Consider the following 13,259-nt stretch of genomic DNA (forward strand, 5'->3'; position numbering starts at 1 on the left):
TTAAGGAAAACATACTATGAAAGCAGGAGATACGTTGTTAATGTGGCATAAGAAACTATTAATAAGAAACTATTAATAAAAAACAGAATAACTGTTCAATGAAAAGGAGATAATTATGGAAAAAAATTTAAAAAATACAGATACAATGGGCAAGCGCAAAGATAAACGTGATGTCGCTTATGAAGGAGAAGAAGGTACAACAGGTTTAGAAGGAAGAGATAAGGAGAAAGTTACGGAAAGTGATTTTGAAAATTATACAGACAGTAATACGGATACAATGGGCAAACGCGAGGGTAACCGTGATACAGTCGATTATGAAGGAGAAGAAGGCACAAGAGGCTTGAAAGGAAGAGATAAGGAGAGAGTTACGGAAAGTAAGTTTGAAAACTATACTGATAGCAATACAGATACAATGGATAAGCGTAAAGACAAGCATGATGCCTTTGATGTGGAAGGAGAAGAAGGCACAACTGACGTGCAAAGAAAGGATAAGTAGTAAAGTCCAGTCTATGTGTAAAAAAGAAAATGAGTTATCGTGTTATGGATACCAAATCTAAGGTGATGCAAATGAAGTGGGTACAGGTGCGATAGTAACTAATGGTGGCAAAATTTTGTAACGATAGCTAGTAGATGAAAATTGAACTAAATTTTAAAGGTTTTTCAGCATTGTATGATGCTCATAAAATTGTGTGAGCGTTCAGTGTCAGGAAACCTTTATTTTCTTGTATTTCATTATGGTGTGCGTGGAAGCTTTATCTCGAATTCAGTACCCGTTTCCTCTTTGTTCATAAGCGTAATTTCACCCAGATGTTTATGTATAATCGATTGAACTAAAGTCAACCCAATACCAATGCCATTGTGTCCTGTACGGGATGGATCAACTCTGTAGAAGCGTTCGAATATAAAAGGCGCATCTTTCTCTTGTATACCTTGACCGTTATCCTTAAATTGAATAAGATAGTCATCTGAAGCAGTGTTGTTTAGTATAATTTTGACCTGTGTGCCATCACCTGCATATTTGATTGAATTTGAAATGAGATTTATAAAAATCTGCTTGATTTTATCCGGATCAGCATAAAAATTTTCATAAAGCTTAGGATTGTAATGCTCTCCAAATAGTATGTCTATTGTCATATGGTGTTCGATTAACTGGGCTTCAAAGTTCTTTGCAACGAAAGAAATGAGCTGATAAAGATTGAAGTAATCTAAGTTCAATTCGGTATTACTATTTTCTAATAAAGAAAGCGTTTCTATATCACCAATTAGAATTTTGATTCGAATTATTTCTTCGAAACAGCTACGAATGCGTTCAGTATTCACTGGAAATATTCCGTCAATCATGGGTTTTGTTAAAATTGTTTGGCAGTTCAGAAGTTCTGGTATCATGTATTTTATTTAGATAGCGGATGACGGTCTCAATTGGTTTTGTTACACTGTTTGCCATAATCATGCCTATAATAACAGCAAAAATTATTGAAAAGAATCCCACATACAAAAGAACGCGATTTATTGATGTGAGAAAATACAGCTCTTCTTCATTAAAATAGAACGGGCCTAAATAGCCTACATTAAAAGTGCCAACAGTAGCATTGTCAATAATGATATCAAATGAATCCTCGGTGTAATTACCTTCCCAGCCGCTATAGTGATTAAACATATTTTCTTTTACATTAGCAATCATAGCTTCACATAAACCTGCATTGTGTTCCATGGCAGACCATTGAAGTAATGCGTCGGCATTGTTAACAGAAATAATCAAACCTTTTTCAATTGCTTTAACACCTATATGTTCAAGAACGTCAATATTAAAGCCATTATTTTGGATATATGAATGACGAATATTATTTCTAATATCAGAAACACGTTGTTCATGTTCTTCGATTATATAATTTTCAAAGCTTTTCCGTACACTAAAGTTAGTGAGTAAGCTAATAATTCCAATAATAATCATAGCTAATAGGGCATAAGAAAGAATAAGCTTATAACGCAATTTTAGATTCATTTATTCACAACTTTCTTGATCACAGTATTGATAACCAATGCCTCTGATGGTTTTTATGTGGTCGTATGATGTATAGTTTGCAATTTTACTTCTTATATTTTTAATATGTGAATCAATACTTCTGTTATAACCTTCATAGTATTTTGTGAAGGCTATGGTTGCGAGTTCATCTCTTGTAAATACTTTAGCAGGTCTTCCCAGTAAGATTGTGAATAGTTGATATTCTGTTACGGTTAATAATAGATTTTGATTATTGAATAACACGGTATAATCAATATCATTAATTTTAAAAGGTCCGGTTGTTAGTGATTCTGAGCTATTAATTAAATCAGATCTTCTGAACAATGCCTTGATGCGTGCGATGAGTTGTCTTGGGCTAAAGGGTTTGGTGATATAATCATCAGCACCCATATGTCAATACCGAATAAAAATATCGACTTTACATACCCTACAGGGGTATGGTATATTAGACAAAAGGAGGTGTTATTATGGAACAGTCCCACACCAATCAAAAGGTACCAACAGAAAAATCAATAAAAAATCAAAAGTCAGTTATGGATAGACTAAGTAAAATAGAAGGCCAGATTCGTGGCATTAAAAATATGATTGAGCAAGAAGCATATTGCGATGATATTATTAATCAGATAGAGGCTTCACGATCTGCACTTCATTCCGTTCAAGTGATTCTATTGGAGAGCCACATTAAAAATTGTGTTGTAGAACAATTGCAACAAGGTGATACCGACGTTATAGATGAAATACTAAAGACGGTCAAAAAACTGACTAAGTAATAAACAATTAGAGATGATAGTAGCTTAGACAAAATACGAAAGGAGCCTAAAAATGTCAAAAACGAATAGCATCAAGCAAGTTGTATTAAAAGTGGATGGAATGTCCTGTAGTAGTTGCTCAAACAGTATAGAAAAAAAATTAAATGCTTTAAAAGGCATAGTTAGTGCGAATATAAACATTGCTACCGAAAAAGGTCATGTTGAATATGATGATAACATAGTTGATGTCAAAACAATCTTATCAACAGTAGATGATTTGGGATATAAAGCATTACTAGATGAGGAAAAAAACACCCAAAAAATAACGTTAAGAGTAAAAGGTATGAGTTGTACAGCTTGTGCAAGTAGTATAGAAAAATCATTATTCATAGTGGATGGCGTTGTAAGTGCAAATGTAAACTTTGCAGTTGAGAAGGTAACAATAGAATATGAACCAATAAAAGTAAGGCTTATGGATCTTCAGAAGAAAGTGTCTACACTGGGGTATGAACTTGACTTAGATGAAGATGAAAATGATGGTATAGATGAAGACGAAAGAAAAATGGATCAAGCAAAAAAAACAATGATTATTTCAAGTGCTTTTACCGGTGCTATTATGGGACTTATGATAATTCATATGTTTGTATATCCTATTCCGGGGTATTTGTTAATTGTCGCTATTTTAGGACTTCCAATTATTTTTGGAACAGGTTTACACGTTCATGTCGGAAGCTGGAAGGCACTAAAAAATAAAAGTCCGAATATGGATGTTTTAGTAACATTAGGTTCACTTCCACCGTATCTGATAGGTTTGCTTGGACTGTTTTTTCCGATACAAGCGTTTATTGAAATGGCAACAACTATTATGACTTTCCATTTAGTAGGGAAATATTTAGAGGCACGTGCAAAAGGTAGAGCGTCTCAAGCTATAAAAAAATTACTGCAAATGGGTGCAAAGACTGCAAAAATCATTGTTGATGGTGAAGAAATAGAAATACCCACTAAAGATTTGCAAGTAGGAGATCTTATGGTGATACGACCCGGTGAGAAGGTTCCTACGGATGGTATTGTTGTTGAGGGTCATGGTTTGCTGGATGAATCAATGGCTACAGGAGAATCCATGCCTGTAAAACGTCAAAAAAATGATGAAGTCATAGGAGCCACAATAAGCAAGCAAGGCTTATTAAAAGTGGAAGTAACTAAAGTGGGAAAAGATACATTTCTGTCTCAAGTTGTGAAAATGATGGAGGAATGTCAAGGATCAAAAGTTCCGATTCAAGAATTTGCAGATCGTATTACAGGCTATTTTGTTCCGGCAATTATCGTCATTACTTTTGGTACTTTTACTTCATTTAACCTCTTCCCTGAGTTTCACTTAGGTATCATTAATTGGGGTGCATCATTCCTGCCATGGGTTAATCCTGACCTTTCACCACTCACTTTGGCATTTATAACATCGACGGCTGTATTGGTAATCTCTTGCCCTTGTGCATTAGGACTGGGCACACCTACGGCATTAATGGTAGGAAGCGGAATGGGTGCAGAAAATGGCATACTCATTAGAAATGGTGAAGCCATTCAAACATTTAAAGAAATAAAAGCCATAGCCTTTGATAAGACTGGAACGCTCACAAAAGGAAAACCTGAAGTAACAGACCTGATTACTGTAAATGACGTTGATGAAAAAGAATTTCTTTATTATGCAGGTACTATAGAGAATGGTTCTGAGCATCCATTGGCCCATGCGATCGTTGAAAAAGCAAAGAATGAAAAAATCAAATTAGGTGATGTCATTGATTTTAATGCAATAACGGGTATGGGTGTAAGAGGGACGATTGATGGAGAAATCATACTTGTAGGCAACAGAAAATTGATGTCTGAGAACAACATATCTTATGAAAAATATGAACAAGCATTAATAAGATTGGAAGAAGAAGCAAAAACGGCTATGTTGCTTGCAAAAGGGAATCAACTATTGGGTATTATAGCGGTAGCAGATCCAATAAAGGAAGACTCGGCAGAGGCTATAAAAGCTCTAGAAGCTATGGGTATCAAGACGGCTATGATTACAGGAGATAACAAAAGAACAGCAGCAGCAATCGGGAAAAAGCTGGGAATCAGCCAAGTTATTGCAGAGGTTTTACCGGATGGTAAGGTTGAAGAAGTCATAAAATTGCAAAAGCTGTATAAAACAGTAGCAATGGTAGGAGATGGTATTAATGATGCACCGGCCCTCAAACAGGCTAACGTTGGTATAGCCATTGGGACCGGAACAGATATTGCCATTGAAGCTGCAGACGTCACTTTGGTTCGAGGAGAACTTAGCGGTATAATATCAGCAATCAAACTTTCCAGAGCGATCTTTACAAAAATCAAGCAAAACTATTTCTGGGCATGGTTTTATAATGCGTTGTTTATTCCTATAGCCGCGCTAGGATTATTACATCCAATGCTAGGCGCTGCTGCCATGGCTGTAAGTTCATTGAATGTGGTCTACAACTCTTTAAGACTTAGAAAAGTAGATATTAGCCCAGGTTATGTAGCATAATTAAAAGTAATCAATAGTTTTGCAAAGTCACTATATTTGAAACCATGATTGTACTCAATCGAGGGAAAGGAAGTTGATAAATGAATAAACAATTCATAAGAGATCTATTAATCCAAACATTCATAGTAGCCGTAGTTGCCTTTATAATACAATTGATTTGGGAATATAGTCAATGCGGGACTTTTTATATTATGGATGATCTTACTGGCCATACAAGACTCATGATCAGTGCTACAGTTGGAGATATGAATATGAGTATCGTATTGCTTTGGATGCTGATGTTTATAAACAAGAATGTAAGTTGGTTAAAAGGTAAATGGCATAGACATGACTATGTTATTATGGTTTTTTTCGCATTATTTTTAAGCTTTTATTTTGAGATTCATGCATTACATACAGGTCGTTGGGGTTATAATCCAGATATCATGCCAATAATATCTGGGACGCCTATCGGATGGTTGCCTGTTATCCAGCTACTTATTCTTTTCCCTATTATTTTCATGATAAGCCGTAAGCTTTATGTTCAGCTTTTAAATAAGCTAAAGTCTAAATAGTGCCCTAGGTCAGACGTGATAGCTAATAGCGTGTTATAAAGGCATAGTGAATAATAAAATCTATTTACCGTTTGAGATTTTCCTTGATATTATGTTATACTAAAAACATGAGTAACCATATCAAAGTCAATAGAGGAGGGTGATAATGAACATGAATAAGAAGCTAATTGTAACCGTGATTTTAACAATTACACTATTATTCAGCACGATGAGCACAGCATTTGGAGACACTTATACTGACATTGACAACAACCCACATCAAGATGCAATTCTTGAAATGTCAAGACTGGGTATACTAGCAGGTGTGGGCAACGACTTGTTCGCGCCAACTGCGGAACTTAACAGGGCAGCAGCAGCCAAAGTGGCTGGATATTTGCTCGGATTCACTGAAGAAGATGCCAGTGTCGCTGCACAAACGGAAGCAATGTTTAAAGATATTGAAGGTACTCAACACGCGTGGGCATTAGGTTGGATTAATTTAATGACAGAGGAAGGCATATTGCGCGGCGTTGGAGATGGCCTGTATGCACCGGGAGATCCGTTACAGAAGGTACATTGGGTTACGATTTTGACAAGGATATTACAGCACGAGCAAGATAATATGGTTTGGCCAGACGATTATGACAATATGGCAAACAGCCTCAGTCTAGACAGAGGTCTATATTATGTTGGTTCAAGCATTATGAATCGTTCGGAGATGGCGCGTATGACGACCACTGCACTGTATAACGTAGAGCGCCCTGATGGACAAAAAATAATAGACGTTGTCACATTTGAAGAAGCACCTCTAGACAACTGGCATGTTAATGAGCAAATAGAGCCCAATATTTACGATAACGCAGAGATTTCTGTTCAAGTAAGTAAGGCAATAGTACCAACCGGAGGTGGTCAAACCATCACGATTACGGTAGCAGCGACCTACGGTGCCAACAGCTTGCCAGCAGCCAATACGAATATAGAGTTTTTTGCTAATGCCGGACCGCACGACAGAAGGAGCCGCTTATCTGCACCAAGCGTAATCACGGATGCGAATGGCATAGCAAGCGTTACATATACCACCTTATCAGATGATGATAACCTTTTGATTGAGTTTTTGGCTAATATTCATACAAATAATGACTGGGTCGATAAACGTGCTTATGCCTTAGTATCAAACTCAGCCGCTTATATCAGTGGGCGTGTCATTAACCCATTTAATGGAAGTATAGTACCGGATATAGAAATGGGTATAGATGCCGAGGGACTTCCACACACACCGGTTCCAGTAGATGAGCAGGGCTACTACGGCACACCTGTTAATGTAGGTACATACTATATTAATTTTAACTTAAAGAGTGGCACCACTTCGCCATACCCTGGTGAATACAGAGGATCACACTTTAGTATAAATAATAAGGGTGATATCTGGTTCTCAATGCAACAAACCCTTGTTGCGGGTAATAGTTACACATTGCCATCTGAACTCGGCGTCATTACCGGTACGAGTGGGCTTGCTCCGGGAACTGATATCTATATTACAGCAAAAGGCACGAACAATACGCACATAGCTACTATTGGAGCCAACGGACGATTCTTGATTACCTTGGCACCAGGAATATATGAAATAAATAATCGTGTAGGGACGACTCTAAAAGCAAACATAAGTATTCAAAAAGGAAGTGTTACTGACGTAGGTGGTATTTAAGACCAAGAAGCTCAAGCCGAAGGCTTGAGCTTCTTCATTAAAAAGTCGCAGCTAGAGCTTTCTATGAGCTTGCAAGTAAAAGTTGGTGTTAAGATTTATATTGACGAATAGCGTTTTATTGTTTATAATTTTTTAAAAGCAAGTATTATTGGTTAAAGTGTAAAAACGATATAGTTGAACTTTTATATAGAATATATAGTTATGAGTGTATCAACTTATAAGGATAAAATGAGCAGGCGATGAACCTATAAAAGTTCATGGGGCCAGGTTGCCAATAGGTGACAGCAGATTAAGGTATAAACACATCTGTGGGACAGTAATGTTCTATGTATGTGTTTTTCTGTATTTTAGAAGGAGGGCAGCATTATGCACAATCAAGATATAATGAATGACACACGAAGTAACGAAGCAAAAAAGGTAACATGGGTTGGTTTTTTAGTTAATACGGTACTAACAATTACAAAAATAGCTGCAGGTATAATTGGGAATAGTTCTGCCATGATTGCAGATGGAATTCATTCACTATCTGATTTTTTTACAGATATTGTTGTATTAGTTGGGTTCAAATTTACAGAAAAACCTGAAGATGAAGGGCATAGTTACGGACACGGAAAATATGAAACCTTTTCAACAGTTATTATCGGGCTAGCATTATTTCTTGCAGGCTTTGGTATTTTTCAAAACGGTGTTATGAACGTTTACGGCGTTGTTACGAAAAATGAAACCATAGCCAGACCGGGAATAATTGCCGTTTTAGCAGCGGTAGTCTCAGTCCTAACAAAAGAAGTATTATATCGCTATACAAAAAAAGTAGGAGAAAAAATTAAGTCTCCGGCGGTGATTGCAAACGGATGGCACCATAGATCAGATGCATTTTCTTCTATGGGAACACTTTTTGGAATAAGTTGTGCTTTTTTCTTGGGGGAAAAATGGACAATACTTGACCCTATTACAGCCATATCAGTAAGTATATTTATAATTATTGTTGCCTTTAAGATTATGGCACCGGCAGTTAATGAATTATTAGAAGCATCTCTTAATGAAGATGAGATTCGATATATAGCAAATTTGTTAGATGAATCAATTGAAGTTCAGAACTATCATCGTATGCGGACAAGGCGTATAGGAGATAGGGTTGCTATTGAAGCACATTTACAATTCGATAAATCCATATCATTATATGATGCACATGCAATTTCTGACTCATTGGAGCAAAGATTGAGATATTATTTCGGTAGAGGAAGTATTATTACATTTCATTTGGAACCCAATAAGGAATAAGATAACGAAAAGAATATGATCCGACTGACAAATCAATAGATATAAAATCCATTTAACGAGTTAACTTTTTTGCTTTTGCTAAATCAGAGTAGGAGCTATGCCTTGAAATATTGATAATAATTATCAATAGTATTGACAAATACAGAAATATGATTTATGATATGCTTGATAATTAAATTAAGGTTAACCATAAAAAAAGGAGCTTTCAAAATGAACAGAGGCGAAGAAGATTATATAAAAGCAATTTATGAAATTGAAAGTCGACAGCAAAGTCATGATGTGATTTCTAATCTTCATTTGATGCAGTATTTTTCTCATACAGCACAAACCGTTAATGAGATGATCAAAAAACTATCTAAGAAAAAGTTAGTCGAATATATACCTTATAAAGGATCGACCTTAACAGAGGATGGAAGAAACAGTGCTATCCGGTTAACGCGCGTACATAGAATATGGGAAACATTTTTAGTTGAAAAACTGGGTTATTCATGGGAGGAAGTCCATGATGAGGCAGAAAGACTTGAGCATATTACAACTAAAAAAATGGAAGAAAGGCTATTTATTTTTTTGGGTGAACCGGAAACCTGTCCACATGGCAATAAAATACCAAGTGTTGAGTACCATAAGGAAATCAAAGAAATAAAAAAAAATACACTCATTGATGCTATTGAAAAAAAAGAATATCGCCTTGAGAGTGTAGTCGATGACAAAGAGATATTAACTTACTTAAATCATTTAGATGTTAAAATAGGACAACTTTTTTCAGTATCTAGGATAGACCCGGTCAATGAATTGATTGAATTGTCTATGAACAATCAGACAATTGTAATTGGTTATAAAGTTGCCAAATGTTTGTTTGTAAATGCATGTTAAGAATCAATGAATTCATAATAGAATTTATAATTTATGAAAGGTGTAAAGGTGAAAATTATGAAAATTATGTCAAAAAAATACTTAAAAATTACAGGTGTATTATTATCTGTTATGATGATTTCTATGATAGCTGGTTGTACAAAAGAGCAAGTTGAAGATGATGGGAGAATCAAAGTCGTGGCAACCACAACGATGTTAGCAGACCTAACAAGAGTTATAGGAGGGGATCTTGTACAGGTTAATGGATTAATGGGACCAGGCATAGACCCTCATCTATACAAAGCGAGTGCAGGCGATGTCAATGTTATTCAAGAAGCGGAATTAGTGGTTTATAATGGTTTGGATCTAGAAAGCAAACTGGGAGAAATATTTGCCCGTCTAGAGAATGAAGAAAAAGTCGTTGTCATGATCACAGAGGGTATATCCGATGCCGATCTGATAATGGACGAAGAAACAAGGGGCTATGACCCACATGTCTGGTTTGATGTGAATTTGTGGAAAATGGCATCTACGAATCTGTTAGAGGGCCTTGTTAAAGCAGATCCCATGAACAAAGATGTATACACCAATAACCATGAAGCTTACGTGAAGGAACTTGAAAAACTGGATGGTTATGTGAAGGGGAAAGTTGAATTGATTCCTGAAAGCTCTCGAATCATCATTACGGCCCACGATGCATTTCAGTATTTTGGTAAAGCATATGGCATGGAAGTTTTAGGCTTACAAGGTATATCGACAGAGTCAGAGGCCGGGACGGGTGATGTAAAAAGTTTAGCTGATTACATTGTTGAAAAACAAATCAAAGCAATCTTTGTAGAGTCAAGTGTACCAATGAGAAATATCGAAGCTTTACAAGAAGCTGTTAAGGCGCAAGGCTTTGAAGTTGAAATAGGTGGAGAGCTTTACTCAGATTCTTTGGGCAGTGCTGGCACGGATGCTGAAACTTATATTGGAACAATAAGAAGCAATGTAGAAACAATTGTTAATGCGTTGAAATAGAATGTAGAAAAATGTTGGGAGGGATTGGCTTGTCAAATGAAACCAGATTTGTAGTAGATGTAGAAGATATGACAGTAGCCTATCATATTAAACCGGTTTTGTGGGATGTGGACCTAAAAGTACCAAAAGGCGTATTAATGGCAATTGTCGGACCAAATGGTGCAGGTAAATCCACATTACTCAAGGCCATGTTAAATCTTATTAAACCCATTTCGGGGCGTGTTCTTTTTAATGGTGAAAGTTATGAAGATCAAAGAAAGCACATTGGTTATGTACCACAAAGAGGTAGTGTTGACTGGGATTTTCCGACGACAGTGCTTGACGTGGTTTTAATGGGCAGATATGGCCATATAGGTTGGATTAAAAGGTCTAGTTCTAAAGATAAAGAACTTGCAATGATTGCACTAAAAAAAGTGGCTATGGAGGATTTTTACAATCGTCAAATCAGTCAATTAAGCGGTGGTCAACAACAACGGGTTTTTCTGGCGAGAGCACTTGTTCAAGATGCAGATATCTATTTTATGGATGAACCTTTTCAGGGGGTAGATGCCAAGACGGAGAAAGCGGTTATTGAGATTCTCAAGGATCTTAGAAAACATGGAAAAACGGTTGTGGTTGTGCATCATGACCTGCAAACTGTGAAGGATTATTTTGATTGGGTAACACTCATTAATACGCAATTAATAGCAAGCGGTCCTGTGGATGAGGTATTTACAGAAGATAATCTAAGAAAAGCATATCGTAGCACAGGAAAAATATTGAAAGGCTAGGTGGGCATGTGAATATATTTGAGCTACTTGCCAATGATTACACCTTACGCGTCGTATCACTTGGTTCAGCAATGCTTGGTTTTGTCAGTGGCATTGTAGGGAGTTTTGCAGTGCTTAAGAAGCAAGGGCTACTTGGGGACGCTGTTTCCCATGCATCCCTTCCTGGCATTGCAATTATGTTTATACTTATTCAGACAAAAAGTACAGAGATTTTTATGTTAGGAGCCCTGATTGCCGGACTTCTGGCTACAGCGCTCATTAATGTGATTGTAAAATATTCAAGAATTAAGATGGACAGCGCTATGGCTTTAATATTATCTGTTTTTTTTGGATTCGGATTGGTTCTTTTAACCTATATTCAAAAAATACCAAATGCAAATCAAGCGGGTCTCGAGAAATTCATATTCGGTCAAGCATCGACTTTATTAAGAAGAGATATCTATCTAATTCTAGTGATTAGTATCCTTTTGATTTCATTGATTGTTATCTTTTGGAAAGAGTTCAAAATAGTGACTTTTGATGCTGACTTCGCAGATAGTATTGGTATATCGAGTAAAAAAATATCCTATATACTTTCAAGTATGATTGTCTTATCCATTATAATAGGTCTTCAAAGTGTTGGGGTTATACTTATGAGTGCTCTGCTTGTCGCACCTGGTGTGGCAGCCAGACAATGGACAAATAAACTTTCTGTGATGGTTATATTGGCAGGGTCTTTTGGTGCTGTTAGTGGACTTGTTGGAACGTTAATTAGTTCTTCAATGCAGAAGATGCCAACGGGTCCTAGTATCGTTTTAGTCATTAGTCTTATCGTATTTATCAGTATTACAATGTCACCCAATAGAGGTATTTTATGGAGATATGTGCGTCAAATAAAGCATCAGTCAGACATTAATGAAGATCAGGTTTTATTGAACCTATATGATTTGGCTATGAACCACAAAAACCTATATCACAGTCATGACATTACAGCCATAAAACCGATGAAAACACAAGGTGGTAAAAAATTAAAGCACTTGAAAAACATTTTAGGTAACTTGCAAGACAAGGGTTTGGTTAAGGAAGAACAGATTGAAGCATGGGCCATCACAGAGGATGGGCTAAGTTATATTATGAAACATCCAATGAGAAAGGAGGAGAACGATGTCACCTCAAATTGAAATTCAAATCATTGCTGTAATTGTTGCCATAGCATGTAGTATACCCGGTGTCTTTTTGGTACTTCGTAAAATGGCGATGATGTCAGACGCGATTACACATACCATTCTTCTTGGAATTATCATTGGCTTTTTTATTGTCCATAATTTAAATTCACCATTTTTAATTATAGGTGCAACTTTAATGGGTCTATTTACAGTGTATATGGTTGAACTATTGACACGAACCAGACTTGTATCGGAGGATTCAGCAATTGGTATTGTTTTCCCTTTTTTATTTAGTATTGCAATCATATTGATTACGCGATATGCCGGGAATGTCCATATAGATATAGATTCTGTTTTACTTGGTGAATTAGCATTTGCACCATTCAATAGATTGAGAATTTTTGGCGTGGATATAGGTGCCAAAGGTATTTATTCGATGGGTATAATTCTGTTGATTAATTTAGGACTTATATGGATATTTTTCAAAGAAATCAAAATAGTAATATTTGATTCTGAACTGGCTGCCGTTTTAGGTTTTTCGCCTGTTTTAATACAATACGGGCTCATGACGATGGTATCTGTGACAACAGTAGGTGCCTTTGAAGCAGTAGGGTCCATTTTAGTGATTGCTTT

Annotated in this window: 14 protein-coding genes and 1 riboswitch; of the genes, 11 read left to right on the plus strand and 3 right to left on the minus strand. The window is 36.3% G+C overall.

Annotation, left to right across the window (positions count from 1 at the left end; translation table 11 throughout):
- Positions 1 to 115 precede the first annotated feature (115 nt).
- Positions 116 to 496 carry a hypothetical protein gene (locus P0N36_RS12595; RefSeq protein WP_275843207.1) on the plus strand — a complete coding sequence of 127 codons (381 nt, stop codon included), beginning with the start codon at positions 116 to 118 and terminating at the stop codon, positions 494 to 496.
- A 236-nt stretch (positions 497 to 732) separates the two neighbouring features.
- Here the strand turns inward: P0N36_RS12595 and P0N36_RS12600 are convergent, their stop codons facing one another.
- The 3 genes from P0N36_RS12600 to P0N36_RS12610 are packed head-to-tail and all read right to left on the minus strand — an operon-like array spanning position 733 to position 2,413.
- Complete coding sequence (locus tag P0N36_RS12600) at positions 733 to 1,320, minus strand: sensor histidine kinase (RefSeq protein ID WP_275843208.1); 588 nt, start codon at positions 1,318 to 1,320, stop codon at positions 733 to 735.
- Between the two features lie 13 nt (positions 1,321 to 1,333).
- On the minus strand, positions 1,334 to 2,002 hold the full coding sequence (locus P0N36_RS12605) for a hypothetical protein (protein ID WP_275843209.1): 669 nt from the start codon (positions 2,000 to 2,002) through the stop codon (positions 1,334 to 1,336).
- On the minus strand, positions 2,003 to 2,413 hold the full coding sequence (locus P0N36_RS12610; protein ID WP_275843210.1) for a response regulator transcription factor: 411 nt from the start codon (positions 2,411 to 2,413) through the stop codon (positions 2,003 to 2,005).
- A 77-nt stretch (positions 2,414 to 2,490) separates the two neighbouring features.
- Here P0N36_RS12610 and P0N36_RS12615 point away from each other — a divergent pair, with 77 nt between their 5' ends.
- The 10 genes from P0N36_RS12615 to P0N36_RS12660 all read left to right on the plus strand — a co-directional run.
- Entirely contained in the window at positions 2,491 to 2,793 is a 303-nt protein-coding gene (locus P0N36_RS12615) for a metal-sensitive transcriptional regulator (RefSeq protein WP_275843211.1), read from the plus strand.
- A 52-nt stretch (positions 2,794 to 2,845) separates the two neighbouring features.
- Positions 2,846 to 5,320 (plus strand): heavy metal translocating P-type ATPase, encoded by a 2,475-nt coding sequence (locus P0N36_RS12620; protein WP_275843212.1) that lies wholly within the window; start codon positions 2,846 to 2,848, stop codon positions 5,318 to 5,320.
- Between the two features lie 80 nt (positions 5,321 to 5,400).
- Complete coding sequence (locus tag P0N36_RS12625; protein ID WP_275843213.1) at positions 5,401 to 5,874, plus strand: hypothetical protein; 474 nt, start codon at positions 5,401 to 5,403, stop codon at positions 5,872 to 5,874.
- A 145-nt stretch (positions 5,875 to 6,019) separates the two neighbouring features.
- Positions 6,020 to 7,558 (plus strand): S-layer homology domain-containing protein, encoded by a 1,539-nt coding sequence (locus P0N36_RS12630; RefSeq protein ID WP_275843214.1) that lies wholly within the window; start codon positions 6,020 to 6,022, stop codon positions 7,556 to 7,558.
- Positions 7,559 to 7,776: 218 nt separating this feature from the next.
- Positions 7,777 to 7,877: riboswitch (NiCo riboswitch) on the plus strand.
- A 47-nt stretch (positions 7,878 to 7,924) separates the two neighbouring features.
- Positions 7,925 to 8,839, plus strand: a complete 915-nt coding sequence (locus tag P0N36_RS12635) for a cation diffusion facilitator family transporter (protein WP_275843215.1) — start codon at positions 7,925 to 7,927, stop codon at positions 8,837 to 8,839.
- Between the two features lie 210 nt (positions 8,840 to 9,049).
- Positions 9,050 to 9,712: a metal-dependent transcriptional regulator gene (locus P0N36_RS12640; protein ID WP_275843216.1), complete on the plus strand. Its 663-nt coding sequence runs from the start codon at positions 9,050 to 9,052 to the stop codon at positions 9,710 to 9,712.
- A 57-nt stretch (positions 9,713 to 9,769) separates the two neighbouring features.
- Positions 9,770 to 10,711, plus strand: a complete 942-nt coding sequence (locus tag P0N36_RS12645; protein WP_275843217.1) for a metal ABC transporter solute-binding protein, Zn/Mn family — start codon at positions 9,770 to 9,772, stop codon at positions 10,709 to 10,711.
- A 29-nt stretch (positions 10,712 to 10,740) separates the two neighbouring features.
- Complete coding sequence (locus P0N36_RS12650; RefSeq protein ID WP_330684025.1) at positions 10,741 to 11,481, plus strand: metal ABC transporter ATP-binding protein; 741 nt, start codon at positions 10,741 to 10,743, stop codon at positions 11,479 to 11,481.
- 8 nt (positions 11,482 to 11,489) lie between these two features.
- On the plus strand, positions 11,490 to 12,641 hold the full coding sequence (locus P0N36_RS12655; protein ID WP_330684026.1) for a metal ABC transporter permease: 1,152 nt from the start codon (positions 11,490 to 11,492) through the stop codon (positions 12,639 to 12,641).
- On the plus strand, positions 12,625 to 13,259 hold a 635-nt coding region (locus P0N36_RS12660; RefSeq protein ID WP_275843218.1), incomplete at its 3' end, for a metal ABC transporter permease. The genes P0N36_RS12655 and P0N36_RS12660, both read left to right, overlap by 17 nt.

This window comes from Petrocella sp. FN5, assembly GCF_029210395.1.
Taxonomy (GTDB): Bacteria; Bacillota; Clostridia; order Lachnospirales; family Vallitaleaceae; genus Petrocella.

Excerpts from the sequence above, each read along its gene's own strand:
- P0N36_RS12595 (WP_275843207.1), top strand. The coding sequence starts at position 116 with ATGGAAAAAAATTTAAAAAATACAGATACAATGGGCAAGCGCAAAGAT.
- P0N36_RS12605 (WP_275843209.1), bottom strand. The coding sequence starts at position 2,002 with ATGAATCTAAAATTGCGTTATAAGCTTATTCTTTCTTATGCCCTATTA.
- P0N36_RS12610 (WP_275843210.1), bottom strand. The coding sequence starts at position 2,413 with ATGGGTGCTGATGATTATATCACCAAACCCTTTAGCCCAAGACAACTC.
- P0N36_RS12615 (WP_275843211.1), top strand. The coding sequence starts at position 2,491 with ATGGAACAGTCCCACACCAATCAAAAGGTACCAACAGAAAAATCAATA.
- P0N36_RS12620 (WP_275843212.1), top strand. The coding sequence starts at position 2,846 with ATGTCAAAAACGAATAGCATCAAGCAAGTTGTATTAAAAGTGGATGGA.
- P0N36_RS12625 (WP_275843213.1), top strand. The coding sequence starts at position 5,401 with ATGAATAAACAATTCATAAGAGATCTATTAATCCAAACATTCATAGTA.
- P0N36_RS12630 (WP_275843214.1), top strand. The coding sequence starts at position 6,020 with ATGAACATGAATAAGAAGCTAATTGTAACCGTGATTTTAACAATTACA.
- P0N36_RS12635 (WP_275843215.1), top strand. The coding sequence starts at position 7,925 with ATGCACAATCAAGATATAATGAATGACACACGAAGTAACGAAGCAAAA.
- P0N36_RS12640 (WP_275843216.1), top strand. The coding sequence starts at position 9,050 with ATGAACAGAGGCGAAGAAGATTATATAAAAGCAATTTATGAAATTGAA.
- P0N36_RS12645 (WP_275843217.1), top strand. The coding sequence starts at position 9,770 with ATGAAAATTATGTCAAAAAAATACTTAAAAATTACAGGTGTATTATTA.